The 20,665-nt window shown below is 63.8% G+C and carries 20 protein-coding genes; 9 read left to right on the top strand and 11 right to left on the bottom strand.

What is annotated here, in order from left to right; translation table 11 throughout:
- Together GYB81_RS18175 and GYB81_RS18170 are read left to right on the top strand one after the other, a co-directional pair.
- Nucleotides 1-1,344 carry a DUF1329 domain-containing protein gene (locus GYB81_RS18175; protein ID WP_161867966.1) on the top strand — a complete coding sequence of 448 codons (1,344 nt, stop codon included), beginning with the start codon at nucleotides 1-3 and terminating at the stop codon, nucleotides 1,342-1,344.
- A gap of 103 nt (nucleotides 1,345-1,447) precedes the next feature.
- Entirely contained in the window at nucleotides 1,448-3,412 is a 1,965-nt protein-coding gene (locus GYB81_RS18170) for an alkyl/aryl-sulfatase (protein ID WP_161867967.1), read from the top strand.
- Between the two features lie 95 nt (nucleotides 3,413-3,507).
- Here GYB81_RS18170 and GYB81_RS18165 read toward each other — a convergent pair whose 3' ends face one another.
- Nucleotides 3,508-3,759: a DUF1214 domain-containing protein gene (locus GYB81_RS18165; protein WP_161897914.1), complete on the bottom strand. Its 252-nt coding sequence runs from the start codon at nucleotides 3,757-3,759 to the stop codon at nucleotides 3,508-3,510.
- On the opposite strand from GYB81_RS18165, the gene GYB81_RS18160 reads away from it, so the two are divergent.
- Nucleotides 3,691-4,197 (top strand): putative inorganic carbon transporter subunit DabA, encoded by a 507-nt coding sequence (locus GYB81_RS18160; RefSeq protein ID WP_267904951.1) that lies wholly within the window; start codon nucleotides 3,691-3,693, stop codon nucleotides 4,195-4,197. The genes GYB81_RS18165 and GYB81_RS18160 overlap by 69 nt on opposite strands.
- A gap of 56 nt (nucleotides 4,198-4,253) precedes the next feature.
- Here GYB81_RS18160 and GYB81_RS18155 read toward each other — a convergent pair whose 3' ends face one another.
- Entirely contained in the window at nucleotides 4,254-4,649 is a 396-nt protein-coding gene (locus tag GYB81_RS18155) for a RidA family protein (protein ID WP_161866997.1), read from the bottom strand.
- A gap of 139 nt (nucleotides 4,650-4,788) precedes the next feature.
- On the opposite strand from GYB81_RS18155, the gene GYB81_RS18150 reads away from it, so the two are divergent.
- The 4 genes from GYB81_RS18150 (at nucleotide 4,789) to GYB81_RS18135 (ending at nucleotide 7,974) form a co-directional block, all read left to right on the top strand.
- Nucleotides 4,789-5,709, top strand: coding sequence for a LysR family transcriptional regulator (locus GYB81_RS18150; RefSeq protein WP_161866998.1), 921 nt, complete (start codon nucleotides 4,789-4,791; stop codon nucleotides 5,707-5,709).
- Nucleotides 5,710-5,914: 205 nt separating this feature from the next.
- On the top strand, nucleotides 5,915-6,505 hold the full coding sequence (locus GYB81_RS18145) for a TetR/AcrR family transcriptional regulator (protein ID WP_161866999.1): 591 nt from the start codon (nucleotides 5,915-5,917) through the stop codon (nucleotides 6,503-6,505).
- A gap of 9 nt (nucleotides 6,506-6,514) precedes the next feature.
- Complete coding sequence (locus GYB81_RS18140; protein ID WP_161867000.1) at nucleotides 6,515-6,994, top strand: nuclear transport factor 2 family protein; 480 nt, start codon at nucleotides 6,515-6,517, stop codon at nucleotides 6,992-6,994.
- 68 nt (nucleotides 6,995-7,062) lie between these two features.
- Complete coding sequence (locus tag GYB81_RS18135) at nucleotides 7,063-7,974, top strand: LysR family transcriptional regulator (protein ID WP_161867001.1); 912 nt, start codon at nucleotides 7,063-7,065, stop codon at nucleotides 7,972-7,974.
- A gap of 7 nt (nucleotides 7,975-7,981) precedes the next feature.
- Here GYB81_RS18135 and GYB81_RS18130 read toward each other — a convergent pair whose 3' ends face one another.
- On the bottom strand, nucleotides 7,982-8,260 hold the full coding sequence (locus GYB81_RS18130; protein WP_233787615.1) for a peptidylprolyl isomerase: 279 nt from the start codon (nucleotides 8,258-8,260) through the stop codon (nucleotides 7,982-7,984).
- Between the two features lie 148 nt (nucleotides 8,261-8,408).
- On the opposite strand from GYB81_RS18130, the gene GYB81_RS18125 reads away from it, so the two are divergent.
- Complete coding sequence (locus GYB81_RS18125; protein ID WP_178101877.1) at nucleotides 8,409-9,626, top strand: PilT/PilU family type 4a pilus ATPase; 1,218 nt, start codon at nucleotides 8,409-8,411, stop codon at nucleotides 9,624-9,626.
- On the opposite strand, the gene GYB81_RS18120 is transcribed toward GYB81_RS18125, so the two are convergent.
- The 8 genes from GYB81_RS18120 to GYB81_RS18085 form a co-directional block, all read right to left on the bottom strand.
- Nucleotides 9,623-10,372, bottom strand: a complete 750-nt coding sequence (locus GYB81_RS18120) for a substrate-binding periplasmic protein (RefSeq protein ID WP_161867002.1) — start codon at nucleotides 10,370-10,372, stop codon at nucleotides 9,623-9,625. The genes GYB81_RS18125 and GYB81_RS18120 overlap by 4 nt on opposite strands.
- A 68-nt stretch (nucleotides 10,373-10,440) precedes the next feature.
- Nucleotides 10,441-12,396 carry an acetoacetate--CoA ligase gene (locus tag GYB81_RS18115; protein WP_161867003.1) on the bottom strand — a complete coding sequence of 652 codons (1,956 nt, stop codon included), beginning with the start codon at nucleotides 12,394-12,396 and terminating at the stop codon, nucleotides 10,441-10,443.
- A gap of 235 nt (nucleotides 12,397-12,631) precedes the next feature.
- Nucleotides 12,632-13,531, bottom strand: a complete 900-nt coding sequence (locus tag GYB81_RS18110) for a hydroxymethylglutaryl-CoA lyase (protein WP_161867004.1) — start codon at nucleotides 13,529-13,531, stop codon at nucleotides 12,632-12,634.
- A gap of 177 nt (nucleotides 13,532-13,708) precedes the next feature.
- Nucleotides 13,709-15,637 (bottom strand): acetyl-CoA carboxylase biotin carboxylase subunit, encoded by a 1,929-nt coding sequence (locus GYB81_RS18105; RefSeq protein WP_178101879.1) that lies wholly within the window; start codon nucleotides 15,635-15,637, stop codon nucleotides 13,709-13,711.
- A gap of 2 nt (nucleotides 15,638-15,639) precedes the next feature.
- Nucleotides 15,640-16,434, bottom strand: a complete 795-nt coding sequence (locus tag GYB81_RS18100; RefSeq protein WP_161867006.1) for a gamma-carboxygeranoyl-CoA hydratase — start codon at nucleotides 16,432-16,434, stop codon at nucleotides 15,640-15,642.
- Between the two features lie 87 nt (nucleotides 16,435-16,521).
- A complete protein-coding gene (locus GYB81_RS18095) occupies nucleotides 16,522-18,129 on the bottom strand; it encodes a carboxyl transferase domain-containing protein (RefSeq protein WP_161867007.1) in 1,608 nt (535 codons plus the stop codon).
- A gap of 75 nt (nucleotides 18,130-18,204) precedes the next feature.
- A complete protein-coding gene (locus GYB81_RS18090; protein WP_161867008.1) occupies nucleotides 18,205-19,368 on the bottom strand; it encodes an isovaleryl-CoA dehydrogenase in 1,164 nt (387 codons plus the stop codon).
- 35 nt (nucleotides 19,369-19,403) lie between these two features.
- Entirely contained in the window at nucleotides 19,404-19,784 is a 381-nt protein-coding gene (locus GYB81_RS18085) for a MerR family transcriptional regulator (protein WP_161867009.1), read from the bottom strand.
- An 88-nt stretch (nucleotides 19,785-19,872) separates the two neighbouring features.
- On the opposite strand from GYB81_RS18085, the gene GYB81_RS18080 reads away from it, so the two are divergent.
- Nucleotides 19,873-20,640 carry a 3-hydroxyacyl-CoA dehydrogenase gene (locus tag GYB81_RS18080; RefSeq protein ID WP_161867010.1) on the top strand — a complete coding sequence of 256 codons (768 nt, stop codon included), beginning with the start codon at nucleotides 19,873-19,875 and terminating at the stop codon, nucleotides 20,638-20,640.
- The last annotated feature ends 25 nt before the right edge of the window (nucleotides 20,641-20,665 follow it).

Here is a 20,665-nt window from a genome sequence, read left to right as displayed (position 1 = left end):
ATGACTGCCTTCAAGATTCTCCCTATCGCCCTCGGCCTGCTGGCGGCCTGCACGCTGGCCCATGCCAAGGAAAATGACCCCGCGCGCCTGGATGGTCCGCTGACTCCCGTGGGAGCTGAGCGTGCCGGTAATGCCGATGGCAGCATCCCGGCCTGGGAGGGTGGTATGCAAGCAGGGGCCGCGCCGATCAGCGCCAACGGCGACTACAGCGATCCTTTCGCCGCCGAGCAACCGCTGTACGTGGTCAGCAAGGCCAACGTCGAGCAGTACAAAGATCTGCTCAGCCCCGGTCAGCAGGCCATGCTGGCCCGCCATGCCGACTACCGAATGGCTGTCTACCCGACTCACCGCAGCGCCACGCTGCCGCAGAGGCATCTGCAGGAGACCCGTGCCAACCTGGCCAAGGTGACCCTGAGTGACGACGGCAATGGTCTGGATGGTTACCACTTCGGTGTGCCGTTCCCGCAGCCCACCGAAGGCCTGGAAGTGATGTGGAACCACCTCACGCGTTACCGTGGAGGCTCAATCCGTCGCCAGTTCTCTTCGGCCACTGTGCAGGAGAAGGGCGACTACACGGTGGTCAGCTCGGATGCCCTGACGGTATTTCGCGAGAACATCAGCGATCTCGAGCCGAACGAGAATCTGCTGCTGCTCAACCGCGTGCGCACGACCGCGCCTTCGCGCTACGCCGGCGAGGTGACGCTGGTGCACGAGCCGCTCAACCTGGTAGCGGGCGTGCGCTCGGCCTGGCAGTACAATCCGGGACAACGCCGCGTGCGGCGGGCGCCGACGGTGGCCTACGACAGCAGTGCACGCTACAGCTTTGGCCAGGTCGTGGCCGACAGCGTCGATGGCTACAACGGTGCTCCTGACCGCTACGACTGGAAGTTGCAGGGTAAGCGGGAAATGCTCATCCCCTACAACGCCTACCGCATGGCCAGCAAGCAGACTGCCTACGCCGACCTGCTCAAGCCGGGTTATCTCAACCCGGACCATGCGCGTTACGAAAAACACCGCGTCTGGGTGGTCGAGGCAACGCTCAAGCCTGGCGTGCGCCACGTGTATGCCAAGCGCCGCTTTTACCTCGACGAGGACACCTGGCAGATCGTCGCCTCGGATATCTATGACAGCCGCGGCGAGCTGTGGCGCAGCTACGAATCGCACATTGCCATGCTGCACGACATCCAGCTTCCGCTAACCGTGGCCGAAGCGACCTATGATCTGATGTCCGGGCGCTACGCGGTCAATTATCTGACCAACGAAGTCACCAGCAAGGCTCGCTACGGCGAGACTCTGTCGAAGTCCGAGTTCACCCCCGCGCAGTTGAAGCGCCTGGGCAAGTAACGGCGCGACAGTCTGGCGGAACGGCTCAGCGGCCTCGCCTGGTCGGCTCTCTTCGGGGAGCCGACCTCTCGCATTTCCTTTTCAAAAAATAACGGACAAGACCATGCCCATCTTTCGCTTAAGTGCTTTGGCGCTGGCGCTAATCGCCCTCGGCGCCCACGCCGAACAGCCGACATCCGCAAAGCCGGCTACCGAGATCACCCAGCAGCGCAACCAGGCCTGGCTGCAGCGCTTGCCGTTCGAGAACCGCGCTGATTTCGAAAGCGCCCGTCGCGGGCTGATCGAGCCTTTTACCGGCGTGGTGGAGAATGCTGACGGCAAGCCGGTATGGAACCGTATGGCGTACAACTTCCTCGACGGCAACGATGCGCCCGCGAGCGTCAACCCGAGCCTCTGGCGCATCGCCCAACTCAACAACATCGCCGGTTTGTTCGAAGTGCGTGAGCGCGTCTACCAGATTCGTGGCATGGATCTGTCGAACATGACTGTGATCGAGGGCGACAGCGGACTGATCATCATCGACCCGCTGATCAGCACCGAGACCGCCCGCGCCGGTCTCGAGCTGTACTACAAGCACCGTCCGCGCAAGCCTGTGCTGGCGGTGATCTACAGCCACTCGCACGTCGACCACTTCGGCGGTGTACGCGGGGTAATCGACGAGGCCGACGTGCAGGCCGGCAAGGTCAAGGTGATCGCCCCGGAAGGTTTTTACGAGCATGCGGTCAGCGAGAACGTGCTCGCTGGGCCTGCGATGATGCGCCGGGCCCAGTACATGTACGGCGCGGTATTGCCCCGGGGCGAACGCGGCCAGGTGGATGCGGGACTCGGCAAGGGCACCCCGATCAACGCCACGGTGACCCTGATCGCGCCCACCGACCTGATCGTCGAACCGCTGGAAACGCATGAGATCGACGGGGTGACGATCGAGTTCCAGCTTACGCCAGGCACCGAGGCTCCGGCGGAAATGAACATGTACTTCCCGCAGTTCAAGACCCTGTGCATGGCCGAGAATGCCACCCATACCCAGCACAACGTACTGACGCTGCGCGGCGCCCTGGTACGCGACGCCAAGGTCTGGGCGCACTACCTGGACGAGGCGCTGGTGCGCTACGGTAACGAGGCAGAGGTACTGTTCGCCCAGCATCACTGGCCGACCTGGGGCGGTGACGATATCCGCGACTACCTGGCCGACCAGCGCGACATGTACGCCTTCCTCGACAGCCAGACGCTGCGCCTGATCAACCAGGGGCTGACGCCCACCGAGATCTCCGCGCAGCTGTCTTCGTTGCCGCCGCGCCTGGCCGGCAAATGGTACAGCCGCGACTACTATGGCTCGCTCAGTCATAACGTACGCGCCGTGTATCAGCGCTACATGGGCTTCTACGATGGCAACCCGGCCAACCTTGACCCCCTGCCGCCGGTAGATGCCGGACGTCGCTACGTCGCGGTGATGGGCGGTGCCGAAGCCGTATTGAAGGCGGCGCGTCAGGCCTTCGAGGCAGGCGATTATCGCTGGGCGGCGCAATTGCTCAATCACCTGGTGTTCGCCGAGCCGGACAACGCCGCTGCGCGGGCCCTGCAGGCCGACACACTGGAACAGCTCGGCTACCAGAGCGAGAACGCCACATGGCGCAACGTCTATCTCAGCGGTGCTCACGAGTTGCGTCAGGGCGTGGCCGAGGCCCGCGCACGCAACGGCGCGCCGGACATGGTGCGGGCGCTGACACCGAGCATGTTCTTCGACTATCTGGCGGTGCGCATCGATGCCATGAAGGAGGCCGACCGCGACCTGCTGATCAACTGGCGCTTCACTGACCTGGAAGAGGACTACGCGCTGACCCTGCGCAACGGCGTGCTCACCCATCGCAAGGATTCGCGCCACGCACAGGCGGATATCGGCGTGAGCATGACCAAGGCGCTGCTCGACCGCATCGCCCTCAAGGAAACCGGCTTCCTCAAGGAGGCGACCATCGGCGGCATCGAGATCGACGGCGGGCGTGTGCAACTGCTCAAGCTGCTCGGCGGGCTGGACGAGGCGAATCCGCAGTTCAACCTGGTCACACCCTGAGCTGCAACGCGAAACGCCCCGCCCGGTGTAGACCGGGCGGGGCGTTTGTTCGTTTGCGCGATGCAGGGCTCGGTTGGCGCGGGTGCGCGTCAGTCTCAGGACTGGGTCTTGATCATCGGCGGTAACCAGCGTTTTTCCAGTACTTCAGGCCGTGGCCAATACAGGCGCAGGAACAGGTTGAACGGTCCCAGTGGCGCCGGCAGCCAGTTGCGACGTCGCTCGGCTTCGAGCGGTTGCTGATTTTGTATATACAGGTCCAGCGAGCCGTCAGCGTTGTAATGCAGGTCATCTCGGTCGCCCAGGGAGTAGCCAGCGGCCTCGACCTGCAGGGGCGTGCCTTCCTGCATGACTATGACTGGCGGCAGGACGAGGGTGGCAAGGTGCTGGAGTTGATCATGACCGCACCGATGGTGGTGGCGCACTGGATCAACCTGCAGTACCTGACCTCGACCACCGACAACCAGCGCTTCGGCAGTGGCAACAAGGTGCTGCACAACGTGGTGGGTGGCAACATCGGGGTATTCGAGGGCAACGGTGGCGACCTGCGCATCGGCCTGGCTCGCCAGTCGCTGCATGATGGTCAGCGCTGGTTGCATCGGCCGCTGCGTCTGAGCGTGATCATCGCTGCGCCGCGCTCGATGATCGATCAGGTGATCGCCAGCCATCAGGTGGTGCGCGAGCTGGTCGAAAATGGCTGGCTGTATCTGCTGAGGCTGGACGATCATCCCGACACGCCATTGCAGATTCGCGACGGCGATGGCTGGCGGCCGTTGCTCGCGCCTTGAGCCGGATCTGCGCCCACCGGGCCGTGCCGCTCTGCGCAGAGCGGTACGGCCAGCATTCACTGCGGCAGCTTGGCGATCACCTTGATCTCGAAGTCGAAACCGGACAGCCAGGTCACGCCAATGGCGGTCACCGTCGGGTAGGGTGCGTCGCCCCAATAATCGGCTGCCACTTCCCAGATGGTTTCGAATTTCGCGTGCGGATCGACCATGAAGATGGTGGTGTCGATTACGTCGTCGAAGCTGCTGCCAGCCTCGGCGAGAATCGCGTTGAGGTTGGTGAAGGCCAGGCGAACCTGATCTTTCAGATCGGGTTCGGGTGAGCCGTCCTTGCGGCTGCCGACCTGGCCGGAGACGAACAGAAAGCCGTTGGAGCGAATCGCCGGTGAGTAGCGATGAAGTTCGTACAGGGCATGCCGGTCGGCCGGGAAAATCACATCACGTTTGCTGCTCATGGGTATCTCCGTCGGGGCCGGTGCGGCCCGCTGTTAGCGATAGCCCCACTTTAAGAACGTCACCGGGCTGGATAAACGCGCAACTCTGGTCATGACTGTTTGTAGAATCCAAACAATCAATGATTGAGAGAGACGTGAAATGGACCGTTTCGATGCGATGCAGGCCTTCGCCCGGGTGGTGGAAACCGGCAGTTTCACCAAGGCAGCTGCGACCCTGCACATGAGCAAGACCAGCGTGACGCAATTGGTCCAGCAACTGGAGGCGCGATTGCGCGTACGCCTGCTCAACCGCACCACGCGCAAGGTCAACGTCACCGCCGATGGCGCCGCCTACTACGAGCGTGTGGTGCGTCTGCTGGCCGATGTCGACGACGCGGAGACCAGTCTGTCCAGCGCGACGCTGGCGCCACACGGTCGTTTGCGAGTGGACGTGCCCAGCCCCTTCGCGCGCATGCTGCTGATCCCGGCCTTGCCGGCGTTCTATGCGCGTTATCCGGAGATTCAGCTGACCCTGGGCGTGAGCGATCGAATCATCGACATCATCGGCGAGAACGTCGATTGCGTGGTGCGTGGCGGTGAGATCACCGATCAGTCGCTGATCGCACGGCATATCGGCGACTTGCGCCTGGGCATCTATGCCGCACCGGATTATCTGCAGCGAGCGGGCATGCCGGCGCATCCGCGCGAACTGGAAGACAGTGGCCACAGTACGGTGGGCTTTCTCTGGTCACGAACCGGCAAGGCCTTGCCTTATGCCATGTGGCGCGGCGAAGAGCGCATTGAAGCGCAGGGCCGACCGCTATTGACCGTCGACGACGGCAATGCCTACCTGGCCGCAGGCCTGGCGGGCCTGGGCATGCTCTGGCTACCGCACTACATGGCCAGCCCACACCTGGCCAGCGGCGAACTGGTGCGCCTGTTCGAGGACTGGCAGATGACGCCGATGCCGATGTACCTGGCTTTCCCGCCGAACCGGCATGTCAGTGCCAAGCTGCGGGTGTTCATCGATTGGGTGGTAGCGCTGATGGCAGAGCATGCGCCGGTGACGGAGCGGCGCTGAGCAGTCTTCAGCCTGATGAGCTGTATCAGCAGAGCAGAAGGGCAACGACTCACGGTCAATGCTTTCACGCGCGCGCCGTCGAGCCTCTGAAGCGCTGGTGCACTCTGCTGATCGACCGCTCGTCCCCAGCTCACGAAAAATCGATTGACCAGAGAGAATGATCGTTCTAATTTGCTGAGAACGATCATTCTCTCTGGTTTGGACCATGCTCGAAGACGTCTCAATCCAGCAGCGCCTGCTGCAAGCCACCGAAAGCCTGGTCTATGCCGGTGGCATCAACGCCACCGGGATGGACGCCATCGTCAAGGCATCAGGGGTGGCGCGCAAAAGCATCTATCGCCTCTATCCGACCAAGGAAGCATTGGTCGCCGCAGCGCTGCGCGCGCGCGATGAGCGCTGGATGCAGTGGTTTATTGCAGGTACTGCCGTCGGCTCGCCAAGCGAGCGTTTGCTGGCTGTGTTTCCGCTTCTGCGCAGCTGGTTCTCCGCGGCTGATTTTCACGGCTGCGCCTTTATCAACGCTGCGGGAGAAATCGGTGATCTCGCCAGTGAGATCCGCGCTGTGGCGCTGCTGCACAAACAGCGCTTGTTGGCCTATCTGAGCGAGCTGACCACGGCTGGCGGCTTTGCCGAACCCGAGGAAATGGCCAGGCAGTTCCTCCTGCTGATCGACGGCGCGACTGCCGTCGCCATGGTTACCGGCCAGGCGGATGCCGCCGACAGTGCCGGCCGTACAGCGCAATTGCTTCTGCAATCCCTATCGCCCAGCGATGGGCTCAACCCCCCGCAAGCCTGAGGTGCCGTCATGTCGTCAAATACTGAAGTCCGTCCGCCGCTGCCGCCGTTCAACCGCGAGAGCGCCATCGAGAAGGTCCGCCTGGCCGAGGATGGCTGGAACAGCCGTGACGCGGCCAAGGTCGCGCTGGCCTACAGCCTCGATACGCGCTGGCGCAACCGTGCCGAGTTCATCAACGGCCGCGATCAGGCACGTGCCTTCCTCGAACGCAAATGGGCGAAGGAGTTGGAATACCGTCTGATCAAGGAGCTCTGGGCATTCACCGACAACCGCATCGCCGTGCGCTATGCCTACGAATGGCGCGACGACTCGGGCAACTGGTATCGCTCCTACGGTAACGAGAACTGGGAGTTCGGCGCAGACGGGCTGATGATCAACCGTTATGCCTGCATCAACGACCTGCCGATCCAGGAGTCCGAGCGCAAGTTCCGCTGGCCTCAGGGGCGCCGTCCTGACGATCATCCAGGGCTCTCCGAACTGGGGCTCTGATCAGGCTATGTGGGCACGGCAGTTGCTGCTTTAATGCGCCAATAAAACTGTGCCCCGAGGCCCTCTGGATGAATCGCAACGACCTGCGCCGCGTCGACCTGAATCTGCTGGTGATCTTCGAAACCCTGATGTTCGAGAAGAACCTGACCCGCGCGGCCGAGAAGCTGTTTCTCGGTCAGCCGGCGGTCAGCGCGGCGCTGGCCAGGCTGCGTGATCTGTTCGACGACCCGTTGCTGGTACGCAATGGTCGTGGCTTCGAGCCGACGGCGCGGGCGCTGGCGATTCTCAAGGAGCTGCAGCCGGCGATGGACACCATCTCGGGTGCGGTAAGCCGTGCGCGCGAGTTCAACCCGGCGACCAACCGCGACACCTTCCGTATCGGTCTGTCCGATGACGCCGAGTTCGGCCTGTTCCCGGCCTTGCTCAACCAGATCCGCGAAGAGGCACCTGAGGTTGTCATCGTGGTGCGGCGGGTCAACTTCCTGCTGATGTCGCCGATGCTGGCTTCGGGGGAAATTTCCGTGGGCGTCAGCTACACCACCGAGCTGCCGGCCAACGCCAAGCGACGCAAGCTGCGCGAAATGAAGGTCAAGGTGCTGCGTGGCGACGACCGCCCGGGCGCGCTGACACTGGATGAGTACTGCTCGCGGCCGCATGCGCTGGTGTCGTTCTCGGGCGATCTGTGCGGCAATATCGACAACGATCTGGCGCGCCTCAATCGCGCACGGCGCGTGGTATTGGCGGTGCCGCAGTTCAGCGGTTTGCGCTCGATCATCGCCGGTACGGAGATGCTCGCCACGGTTCCGGATTTCGCCGCGGCAGCGCTGATCGATGGGACTCGTCTGCGCGCCGATGATCCCCCCTTCGAACTGGTGAACTCGGACCTTTCCATGGTCTGGAGCGGGGTGACCGACAACGACCCGGCCGAGCGCTGGCTCAGGAGCAAGATCGTCGAGTTCATGGGCGAACCTGGCGTCTGAGCGTGTCTCAGTCGCGGAAGAACACCTGGATCAGGTGGTAGCCGAACTGCGTCTTGACCGGGCCGTGCACTTCCCGCAGCGGCTTCTTGAAGATCACCTGATCCACCGCACGCACCATCTGCCCGGGGCGCACTTCGCCGAGGTCTCCGCCTTTCTTGCCGGAGGGGCAGGTTGAGTGCTTGCGTGCCAGCACATCGAAGGCTTCGCCGGCGGCGATGCGCTTTTTCAGCGCGACGGCTTCCGCTTCGGTCTTGACCAGGATGTGGCGGGCCATTGCCTTTGCCATTGATGGGTTCCTCATTTCTGTCAGGGCGCTATTGTGCCAGCATTCGTTGCGCCAGCAGAATGGCGTCAATTTTACGAGGCGTGCGTCATCCGCAGTGCGGGCGATCATGGCCTATGGTATTTCAATCGTGCCCACGGAAAGCGCCGCCATGGATCTCCACGCAATGCTGAAAATCCTGTCCAGTCAGGATGGCTCCGATCTGTATCTGTCCACCGGTGCGCCGCCTTGCGCCAAGTTCAATGGCGTGCTCAAGGCCCTGAGTCAGGAGCCGATGAAGGCGGGCGATGTGGCAGTCATCGCCGATTCGATCATGGATAGCGCGCAGCGCGAGGAGTTCGAGCGCGAGCTGGAAATGAATCTGGCCATCTCGCTGGCCGGTGTCGGGCGTTTCCGCATCAACATCTTCAAGCAGCGCAACGAGGTGTCCATCGTCGCGCGCAACATCAAGCTGGACATTCCCCGCTTCGAAGACCTGAAGCTGCCCGAGGTGCTGCTCAGCACCGTGATGGAAAAGCGCGGCCTGGTGCTGTTCGTTGGCGGCACGGGCTCGGGCAAATCGACCTCCCTGGCGGCGCTGATCGACTACCGCAACCGCAATAGCGGCGGCCATATCATCACCATCGAAGACCCGGTGGAGTACGTACACCGGCACAAGAAGTCGATCATCAATCAGCGCGAGGTGGGCGTGGACACCCGCAGCTTCCATGCCGCGCTGAAGAACACCCTGCGCCAGGCGCCGGACGTGATCCTGATTGGCGAGATCCGCGACCGCGAAACCATGGAGCACGCCCTGGCCTTCGCCGACACCGGGCACCTGGCGATTTCCACGCTGCACGCCAACAACGCCAACCAGGCGCTGGACCGCATCATCAATTTCTTCCCGGAAGATCGTCGCCCGCAGCTGCTCAACGACCTGGGCAACAACCTCAAGGCATTCGTTTCCCAGCGTCTGGTCAAAACCGTCGATGGCAAGCGTCGCGCCGCGGTCGAGGTGATGCTGGGTACGCCGACGGTGCGCGACCTGATCAAACGCAACGAATTCTCCGAGCTCAAGGAGATCATGGAGAAATCCAAGAACCTGGGCATGCAGACCTTCGACCAGGCGCTGATCGATCTGGTGCATGAAGGCGCCATCGACGAAGAAGAGGCGGTGAAGAACGCCGACTCGGCGAACAACGTGCGCCTGAAGCTCAAGCTTTATCGCGACAATCCGGCCAATGCCAGGCCGGCACCCGCCGCCGCACCGGTGGCCGCGCCCGTCGCTGCACCGAAGGCCGCCCCGGCAGGCGATTGGGGGCTGGAGCTCAAGCTGGAGGATATCGAGGAAGAACAACCACCGGAGGACCCGGGGCGGCAGGGGATCTAGGGATCGGGTTGCAGCGGCAGATAGGCCTGGCGCAAACGCTGGCTGACGCCTTCCTGCTCGAGCGCTTTGATCGCGTCGCGCAACTGGCCGACCAACTGCTCATCGCATTTCCTGGAGCAGCCAAGATACAGACCGGTGCTGGCCAGTGTCGGGCTTCTGCGCAGGTTCTGCTCGCGGTAAATGGAGTTTTCCCAGATGTACAGCGCTTCCGGCACCCCGGTGAACCAGGCGTCGATGCGTTCGAGAACCAGAAGGTGGGCGGGATTCTCGCCCAGCTTGAGCTGCACGATCTGCTCGTCGCTGAAACCCTCGCGCTGCAGGATGCCGACCTGTGCGGTGCCCATCCCGACGCCGATGCGACGGTAACGCTGACGGGCTTGAGCAAAGTTCGTTACGGGGTCGTCAAGGCTGAAAAAAGCGCGCTCCAGTTCCATGATCGGGGCGATCCAGGTGTAGAGCTCCTCTCGTTCTGGGGTGCGTGACAGGGGAATGATCAGCAGGTTCTTGCCCTTGGCCACACGGGCTTGGGCCCGCGGCCAGGGTTCGGCGACGATCTGGGTGAGTTTACCGATGCGTGCCAGCGCAGCCAGTGCGACGTCCCCCACCATGCCATGGCCGCCGGCGTAGTGGGTAAGCGCCAGCGGCGGCGCCTCCGGCATGTACAGCTTGATGGGTTCATCGGCCGATGCCGCAGCGGCGAACAGCAGGGCAACGAGCAGGCAGAAGAGCTTGAGCACGACGAACATCCTGTTGTTGCGATCAAGTCAGTATAGGAGGCGGTGGTTTGGAGGAGTGTGGTGTAGTCGTCACTCGCTCATCTCTGCAGTTCGGGTAAAGCGCGATACAGCTCCAGCGCCTGCGGGTTGGCCAGGGCGTCGGTGTTCTTCACCGGGCGGCCATGGACGACGTTGCGCACCGCCAACTCGACTATCTTGCCGCTGATGGTGCGCGGGATGTCCGCGACCTGAACGATGCGCGCCGGCACGTGGCGCGGCGTGGTGTTGGCGCGGATGATCCGGCAGATTTCATCGCGCAAGGCATCATCCAGCGTCACGCCCTCGCGTAGACGCACGAACAGCACCACGCGCACGTCGCCTTGCCAGTCCTGACCGATGGCGATGGACTCCAGCACCTGCGGCACCTTCTCCACCTGGCGATAGATTTCCGCGGTACCGATGCGTACGCCGCCTGGGTTGAGCACCGCGTCGGAGCGGCCATGTATGACCAGGCCGCCGTGCCCGGTTTCTTCGGCATAGTCGCCGTGAGCCCAAACGCCGGGGAATGTATCGAAATAGGCTGCGCGGAATTTTTCGCCGCCTGCGTCGTTCCAGAATCCCACCGGCATCGAGGGGAAGTGCCGAGCACAGACCAGCTCGCCCTTGCCGCCGTGAAGCGATCGGCCGTCTTCGTCCCACACCTGCACGTCCATGCCCAGGCCCTTGCACTGCAGCTCGCCAGGCCACACCGGCAAGGTCGGGTTGCCCAGGGCGAAGCAGGAAACGATATCGGTGCCACCGGAGATCGACGACAGGCACAGATCCGCCTTCACGTCGCGGTAGACATAGTCGAAGCTTTCATGGGCCAGCGGCGAGCCGGTGGAGAGAATGGCCTTGAGGCTAAGCAATTTATGGCTTTCGCGCGGTTTGACGCCGGCTTTCTCCAGCGCGGCGATGAACTTGGCGCTGGTGCCGAAGATGGAAATGTCCTCGGCGTCGATCAGGTCGATCAGGCGCGTCGGCTCGGGATGGAAGGGCGAGCCGTCATAGAGCACCAGGGTGGCGCCCATGGCCAGACCGGACATGAGCCAGTTCCACATCATCCAGCCGCAGGTGGTGTAGTAGAACAGGGTGTCGGTGGCCCCCAGGTCGGTGTGCAGGCCCAGCTCCTTGACGTGCTGTAGCAGGGTGCCGCCGGTGCCGTGGACGATGCATTTGGGCACGCCGGTAGTGCCGCTGGAGTAGAGGATGTACAGCGGTTGGTCGAAGGCTAGGGCAGTGAACTGCGGGGCGCCGCCGGGCTGGTAAAAGTCCTGCCAGAGGGTGACGGCTGCGGCGGACTGGCAATCCGTTGTGCGAGCGTCGAGGTTGGCATAGGGCACCAGCACCAGCTGTTGCACAGAAGGCAGTTGCCCGAGGATTTCGTTGAGCTTGTCGGTCAGATCCAGGCTCTTGCCCGCGTAGCGGTAGCCCGCGGCGGCGATCAGCACCTTGGGTTCGATCTGGCCGAAACGGTCGATCACCCCCTGAGTGCCGAAATCCGGCGAACAGCTCGACCAGGTCGCACCCAGGCTGGCGCTGGCAAGCATACCCACCACGGTTTGCCAGGTATTGGGCATGAACGCGGCGACGCGGTCGCCGATGCCTACGCCTGCGCTACGCAGCGCCCGCTGCAGACCGGCGACATGCGCGGCCAGCTGTGCGTAGCTGAGCTGCTCGCGGCTGCCGTCCTCGGCAATGGCCACCAGCGCCGGATGGCCATCGCGGCGGCGCAGCAGGTGGTCGGCGAAATTCAGGGTGGCACCCGGGAACCATTGCGCATCCGGCATCGCCGGGCCTTCGCGCAGCACGCATTCGGCGGGGCTGTGAAAACGAATCTCGAAGAAATCGACGATGGCCTGCCAGAAGGCTTCGCGTTGCGCGACGCTCCAGGTATGCAGGTCAGGGTAGTCGGCCAGTTGCAAACCGTGGCGCTGATTGACGAAACAGCGGAATGCCTCCATTCGGCTGGCGGCGATACGTTCGGCGGAAGGCGTCCACAGAGGTTGCTGCATGGTCAGTCCTCGTCGTTCTTATCCCTTGGCTTCAGCTTAGTGCGTTCGGGGCATTCGACCTTAAACTCAGACGACCTTCGCTGCTATCGCACCGACCTTCTTAGAGGTTCGGAAGCTATCTGGGTAAAACGCTGCAGTCACTGGTAGGAGCGGCTTTAGCCGCGAAAATCGCGGATGAATCCGCTCCTACAGCCTGTAGGGTGGATCACGCTTCACCGATCCACCCTACGGCGCCTTATCGACTCAGGCGGGCGCGTGCGACCCGCGAGCCATTGGCCTTGCCCAGCACCTCGCAGATGCGCTGGCCGGCGGCGATCAGCATGTCCATGTCGATGCCGGTGTCTATACCCAGGCCCTGCAGCAGATAAAGCACATCCTCGGTGGCAACGTTGCCGGTGGCGCCCTTGGCATAGGGGCAGCCGCCCAGACCTGCGACCGAACTGTCGAACACGCTGATGCCTTCGAGCAGGCTGGCGTAGATGTTGACCAGCGCCTGGCCGTAGGTGTCGTGGAAATGCCCGGCCAACAGGTGGCGTGGCACCTGACGGGCGACCGTTTCGATCAAATGCCGGGTCTTTCCGGCAGTGCCGGTGCCAATGGTGTCACCCAGAGACACTTCATAGCAGCCCATGGCATGCAGCTCGCGAGCGACGCTGGCAACTTGCTCCGGATCGATTTCACCGTCGTAGGGGCAGCCGAGCACGCAGGACACGTAGCCGCGTACGCGCACGTTCGCGGCCTTGGCCGCCTCCATCAGTGGCACGAAACGCTGCAGGCTTTCGGCGATGGAACAGTTGATGTTCTTCTGCGAAAAGGCCTCGCTGGCAGCGGCGAACACCGCCACTTCCTCTACCCTGGCCTCGAGCGCAGCCTCGAAGCCTTTCAGGTTGGGGGTCAGTGCCGCGTAGGTGATGCCCGGTTTACGCTGGATACCGGCGAACACCTCGGCGCTGCCGGCCATCTGCGGCACCCACTTGGGCGAGACGAAGCTGCCTGCTTCGATATAGCGCAGGCCGGCGGCGCTCAGCTCGTCGACCAGACGCACCTTGTCGGCGACGCTGATCGGCTGTTTCTCGTTCTGCAGGCCGTCGCGCGGGCCGACCTCGACCAGACGCACGGATAGGGGCAGGTTCATAGGTGTTACCTCGTATTCGTAGTGCGCCTCGTGGGGAGGTCTGTAGGAGCGAACTTATTCGCGATTGGATCGCGACGCTGCCACCGATATCGCGAATAAATTCGCTCCCACAACGGCATCGTTGTTCATATCCACCTTATCCAGCGAAGGCGGTGGATCGATAAAGCGTGATCCACCCTACGGCGCCAGCTCCACCAGCACCGCGCCTTCACTGACCATTTCCCCTTCGTGGCAATACAGCGCCTTGACTGTGCCGGCTTCGGGCGCACGGATGCTGTGCTCCATCTTCATCGCCTCCAGCACCACCAGGGCTGCGCCAGCTTCGACCGCCTGGCCGGGTTCGACCAGCACGCGGACGATGCTGCCGTTCATGGGCGCGCTCAGGCCGCCCTGCTGGGCATGGCTGGCCTCGGCGGCGGCGATGGGGTCGAAGCGAGTTATTGCATGCAGTTCGCCGTGCCACTGCAAGTAAAGCGTGTCGCCACGGCGAATGGCGCGCAGACGCTGGCGCGTGCCGTCGGTCTCCGCCAGTAACTCTTCGCCTTGCAAGCAGGCTGTGTCAGCCGCGCGCACCTTGCGGCTTTCACCCTGGCAGCTCAGGTGAAGCTCGATCTCGGCTTTGCCACCGGCGCGCCAGCCGTCGCGGGCTGCCCAAGGCGAATGCGGGTCGTCGTCGCGCTTTAGCGGCGACTCGCTCTGCACCCAGGCATCGGCTGCGAGTTGCCAGAACGTCTCCGGCAACTCGCTCGGAGCGGGCAGCAACTGCTGCTGATGACGCGGGATAAAGCCCGTATCCAGCTCGCACGCGGCGAAGGCCGGATGGGCGAGGATGCGGCGCAGGAATGCCAGATTGGTCTTCACGCCACCGACCAGGGTGTCGTCGAGCATGGCCAGCAGGCGCAGGCGTGCCTGCTCGCGGTTCTCGCCCCAGGCGATCAGCTTGCCCAGCATCGGGTCGTAGAAGGGCGAGACGCTGTCGCCTTCGGCCACGCCGCTGTCGATGCGGCGCCCGTCCCCATTGCCGGCTTCGCGGTACAGCGCCAGGTTGCCGGTGGCTGGCAGGAAGTCATGATCCGGGTCTTCGGCGTACAGGCGCACCTCGATGGCGTGGCCGATCAGCGGCACCTGCTGTTGGGTCAGCGGCAGTGGCTCGCCACGGGCGACGCGAATCTGCCAGGCCACCAGATCGAGCCCGGTGATAGCCTCGGTAACCGGATGCTCCACCTGCAGACGGGTATTCATTTCCATGAAGAAGAAGTCGCCGCGCTCGTCCAGCAGGAACTCCACGGTACCGGCACCGACATAGCCGATGGCCTGCGCCGCCTTGACCGCCGCCTCGCCCATGGCGCGGCGCAGCTCGGGGCTCAGGCCTGGTGCCGGAGCTTCTTCGACCACCTTCTGATGGCGACGCTGGATGGAGCAGTCGCGCTCGTTGAGGTACAGGCAGTTGCCGTGCTGGTCGGCGAACACCTGGATCTCCACGTGGCGCGGCTTGAGTACGTATTTCTCCACCAGCATGCGCGAGTCGCCGAAGGCCGATTGCGCTTCGCGCTGCGCGGACTCCAGCGTCTCGGCGAGCTGCGCTTCGGACTCGGCCACCTTCATGCCCTTGCCACCGCCGCCAGCGGCAGCCTTGAGCAGCACCGGGTAGCCGATGCGCGCGGCTGCCTCGCGGAAGGTTTCATAATCCTGCGCTTGGCCGTGGTAGCCGGGCACCAGCGGCACACCGGCGGCTTCCATCAATGATTTGGCCGCCGACTTGCTGCCCATGGCTTCGATGGCCGAGGCGGGCGGGCCGAGAAAGCTCAGCCCGGCTTCTTCACAGGCGCGGGCGAAGCCGGCGTTCTCCGAGAGAAAACCGTAGCCCGGGTGGATGGCCTGGGCGCCGCTGGCCTTGGCGGCGGCGATGATCCTGTCGATCAGCAGGTAGCTTTCGCCGGGTTTGGCGCCGCCCAGGTTCACCGCCATGTCGGCTTCACGCACATGGCGCGCCGTGGCGTCGATGGCGCTGTGCACGGCCACGCTGCGGATGCCCATGGCCTTGGCCGTGCGCATCACGCGGCAGGCGATCTCGCCACGGTTGGCGACCAGCAGGGTGTCGATCATGGTCATTGCTCCTGCCAGGAAGGTTGGCGTTTTTCCAGGAAGGCGCGCAGGCCTTCCTGGCCCTCGGCGCTCACGCGCAGACGGGCGATGGCGTTCTCGGTGTAGCGGCGCAGGGCAGGGGTCAGCTCACCGCTGCCGACTTCGCGCAGCAGATCCTTGCCGGCGCGCATGGCTTGTGGGCTGTTGTGCAGCAGGTTGGCGACCCAGGCTTCGACTTGTGCATCCAGCTCACTGGCCGGGAAGCACTCGGCGAGCAGGCCCAGTTCGCGGGCACGCTGGCCGTCAAAACGCTCGGCGGTCAGCGCGTAGCGTTTGGCCGCGCGCTCGCCGATGGCCTGCACGACGAAGGGGCTGATCACGGCCGGGGCGAGGCCGATGCGCACCTCGGACAGCGAGAACAGCGCGTCCTCGGCCCCGATGGCCATGTCGCAGCAACTGGCCAGGCCCACCGCGCCGCCGAAGGCCGCGCCCTGGACGACGGCCAGGGTGGGGATCTTCAGGCCGTGCAGGTTGTACATCAGCTCGGCCAGTTCGCGGGCGTCGCTCAGGTTGGCGTTGTAGTCGAGGGTGGCGGCGTGCTGCATCCAGGCCAGATCGGCGCCAGCGGAGAAGTGCTTGCCACGGCCGCGAAGCAGGAGAAAGCGCAGGCTCTTGTCTTCACCCACAGCATCGAGGGCGAGGATCAGCTCGCGGATCATCTCGGCATTGAAGGCGTTGTTCTTTTCCGGGCGGTTCAGCCATAGGGTGGCGAAGCCGCGCGGGTCTTTCTCAAGCTGTACGGTAGTGAAGTCGGTCATGGTGTCAGGCTCGAAGGGCTGGGTAGGAGCGGCTTCAGCCGCGATCAGCGTGCCAGGATTCGCGGCTGAAGCCGCTCCTACGGGTGGTCACATACGGAACACCCCGAAACGGGTTGGCTCGATCGGCGCGTTGAGGCTGGCCGACAATGCCAAGGCCAATATCTCGCGGGTCTGCGCCGGGTCGATCACGCCGTCGTCCCACAGCCGGGCGCTGGAGTAATAGGCGTGCGCCTGCTTCTCGTACTGCTCGACGATGGGCTGCCTGAGGCGCTGTTCGTCCTCGTCCGAATAGTGCTGGCCGGCGCGTGCGGCCTGTTCACGCTTGACCTGCACCAGTACGCCCGCGGCCTGCTGCGCGCCCATCACGCCGATGCACGCGTTGGGCCACATCCACAGAAAGCGCGGATCGTAGGCGCGGCCACACATGCCGTAGTTACCGGCGCCGAAGCTGCCGCCGATGATCACGGTGAATTTCGGTACCTGAGCGCAGGCCACGGCGGTGACCAGCTTGGCGCCGTGCTTTGCGATGCCGCCTTCTTCGTACTTCTTGCCCACCATGAAACCGGTGATGTTCTGCAAAAACAGCAGCGGAATGCCGCGCTGGCAGGCCAGTTCGACGAAGTGCGCGCCTTTTTGCGCCGACTCGGCGAAGAGGATGCCGTTGTTCGCCAGGATCGCCACCGGGTAACCGTTGATACGGGCGAAGCCGCATACCAGGGTAGTGCCGAACAGCGCCTTGAATTCATCCAGTTGCGAGTCGTCGACGATGCGCGCGATCACCTCGCGCACGTCGAACGGCTGCTTGGCATCGGCCGGGATCACCCCGTACAGCTCCTCGGCCGGGTAGCGCGGGGCGATGGGCGCGCGGCAGTCGAGCTGGCCCAGCTTGCGCCAGTTCAAATTGCTGATGCAGCGCCGGGCCAGGGCCAGGGCATGCTCGTCGTCCTCTGCGTAGTGGTCGGCCACGCCACTGGTCTTGCAGTGCACCTCGGCGCCGCCCAGTTCTTCGGCGGTCACCACTTCGCCGGTAGCCGCCTTCACCAGCGGCGGGCCGGCGAGGAAGATGGTGGCCTGCTCGCGCACCATGATGGTTTCGTCACTCATGGCCGGCACATAGGCGCCACCTGCGGTGCAGGAGCCCATGACTACGGCGATCTGCGGAATGCCTATGGCGCTCATATTGGCCTGGTTGAAGAAGATGCGGCCGAAGTGCTCGCGATCCGGAAATACCTCATCCTGACGCGGCAGGTTGGCGCCGCCGGAGTCCACCAGGTAGATGCACGGCAGGCGGTTTTCGCGGGCGATGGCTTGGGCACGCAGGTGCTTCTTCACCGTCAGCGGGTAGTAGCTGCCACCTTTTACTGTGGCGTCGTTGGCCACGATCATGCACTCGACACCTTCCACACGACCGATGCCGGCGATCACTCCGGCGGCCGGTACGTCCTCGCCGTACACCTCATGGGCGGCGAGCTGGCCGATCTCGAGAAAGGGCGAGCCGGCATCGAGCAGGCGGTTGATGCGTTCGCGCGGCAGCAGCTTGCCGCGCGAGGTATGGCGCTCCTGCGCCTTGGCGCCACCGCCTTCATGGACACGGGCGAGCAGGGCGCGCAGCTCGTCCACCTGAGCGAGCATGGCCGCGCTGTTGGCGGCGAACTCCGGTGAGCGGGTGTTGATCTGGGTATGCAGGATGGCCATCGGTGGCGCTCCATTTCGTAGCCCGGATGCAATCCGGGACAGGATTTCCCCGGATTGCATCCGGGCTACGCAGGCTTATTTGGTTTCGTTGAACAGCTCGCGGCCGATCAGCATGCGGCGGATCTCGCTGGTGCCGGCGCCGATTTCGTAGAGCTTGGCGTCGCGCAGCAGGCGCCCGGCCGGGTATTCGTTGGTGTAGCCGTTGCCGCCCAGCAGCTGGATGGTGTCCAGGGCCATCTTGGTGGCCATTTCGGCGGTATAGAGGATCACCGCCGCGGCGTCCTTGCGCGATTCCTCGCCGCGATCACAAGCCTTGGCGACGTTGTACAGGTAGGACTTGGAGGCGTTCATGCCGGCGTACATGTCGGCCAGCTTGCCTTGCACCAGCTGGAATTCGCCGATGGACTGCTTGAACTGCTGACGCTCGTGCACGTAGGGCAGCACCACGTCCATGCAGGCGCTCATGATCCCGGTTGGGCCGCCGGAGAGCACGGTGCGCTCGTAGTCCAGGCCGCTCATCAGCACGCGCACGCCGCCGCCCTCGACGCCCAAGATGTTCTCTTCCGGTACTTCGCAGTCCTCGAACACCAGCTCGCAGGTGTTGGAGCCGCGCATACCCAGCTTGTCCAGCTTCTGGTGGCGGGAGAAGCCCTTGAAGTCGCGCTCGACGATAAAGGCGGTCATGCCGCGCGAGCCGGCGTTGATGTCGGTCTTGGCGTAGATCACGTAGGTGTGGGCGTCCGGGCCGTTGGTGATCCACATCTTGTTGCCGTTGAGCACGTAGCGGTCGCCGCGCTTCTCGGCGCGCAGCTTCATCGACACCACGTCGGAGCCGGCATTGGGCTCGCTCATGGCCAGGGCGCCAATGTGCTCGCCGGAGCACAGCTTGGGCAGGTATTTCTGCTTCTGCGCCTCGCTGCCGTTCTTGTGGATCTGGTTGACGCACAGATTCGAATGCGCGCCGTAGGACAGGCCCACCGAGGCCGAGGCACGGCTGATTTCCTCCATGGCCAGCACATGCGCCAGGTAGCCCATGTCGGTGCCACCGTACTCTTCCTTGACCGTCATGCCGAGCAGGCCCATGTCGCCGAACTTGCGCCACATGTCCATGGGGAATTCGTTGTCGCGGTCGATCTGCGCGGCGCGCGGCGCCAGCTCGGCCTGGGCGAACTGGTGCACCGAGTCGCGCAGCATGTCGAGGGTTTCGCCGAGGCCGAAGTTGAGGGTGGGATAGCTCATGGGGTCACCTGCAATTGTTCTTGTAGTGGGGGCGATTAGGTGGTCGTTTCAGCCAGGGCGGCCAGGCAGCGTTCCTCGGCGGTATCCAGTTCCAGCTGCATCTGCTGGATATCCAGCAGCTGTTGTTCAAGCTGCTGGCGGCGTTCGGCGATCTTGGCGAGGAAGGTATTGAGCTGCTTGTGATTGCCGCTGCTGGGGTCGTAGAGGTCGATCAGCTCCTTGCATTCGGCCAGGGAGAAGCCGATGCGCTTGCCGCGCAGAATGAGCTTCAGGGTCACCAGATCCTTGGGCTGATAGATGCGCTCCTGGCCACGGCGTTCGGGGGCGAGCATGCCCTGTTCCTCGTAGAAGCGGATGGCGCGTGGGGTCACGTCCAGTTCGCGGGCCAGGTCGGAGATGGAGTAGGTGGTTGCCATGAGTGATCGCTCGTTTACCTTTACGTTAACGTAAACATGTGCAAATCTGGCTGTCAATCTCACCGCACAACAATCACAGAGGTTGAGCATGCGTATCGACGAATCCGTATTCCTGATCAGCGGTGGCGCCTCGGGCCTGGGGTTGGCCACGGCCCGTGAACTGGTCGGACAAGGCGGCAAGGTTGTGCTGCTGGATATCAACGAGCAGGCCGGTCAGCAGGCCATTGCCGAACTGGGCGATGCCGCGCGTTTCGTGCGCGCCGATATCACTCGCGAAGAGGATGGCAAAGCAGCCGTGGTGCAGGCGCTGGATGCCTTCGGCGCGTTGCATGGCTTGGTCAACTGCGCCGGTATCGCTCCGGCCGAGAAGGTGCTGGGGCGCAACGGCGCCCATGGTTTGGACAGCTTTCGCCGCACCGTCGAGATCAACCTGATCGGCAGCTTCAACCTGCTGCGCCTGGCCGCCGAGGCCATGGCGAGGAACACACCGAATGCCGAAGGTGAACGTGGAGTCATCATCAACACCGCCTCGGTGGCTGCGTTCGACGGGCAGATGGGGCAGGTGGCCTATGCCGCCTCCAAGGGCGGGGTTGCAGCGCTGACATTGCCGGCGGCGCGCGATCTGGCGCGCTCGGGTATCCGCGTGATGTGCGTCGCGCCTGGCGTGTTCGAGACGCCGATGATGGCCGGCATGCCGCAGGAGGTACGCGACTCGCTGGCGGCCAATGTGCCGTTTCCGCCGCGCCTGGGGCGACCCGACGAGTACGCTGCCTTGGTGCGACATATCGTCGAGAACCCGATGCTCAATGGCGAGGTGATTCGCCTCGATGGCGCGCTGCGTATGGCTGCGAAGTAACGGATAGGTAGCCCGGATGTAATCC

Origin of the sequence: Pseudomonas yangonensis (genome assembly GCF_009932725.1) — a bacterium.
In the GTDB taxonomy this organism is placed as follows: Bacteria; Pseudomonadota; Gammaproteobacteria; order Pseudomonadales; family Pseudomonadaceae; genus Aquipseudomonas; species Aquipseudomonas yangonensis.
This window is presented reverse-complemented; position numbering and strand designations above follow the sequence as displayed.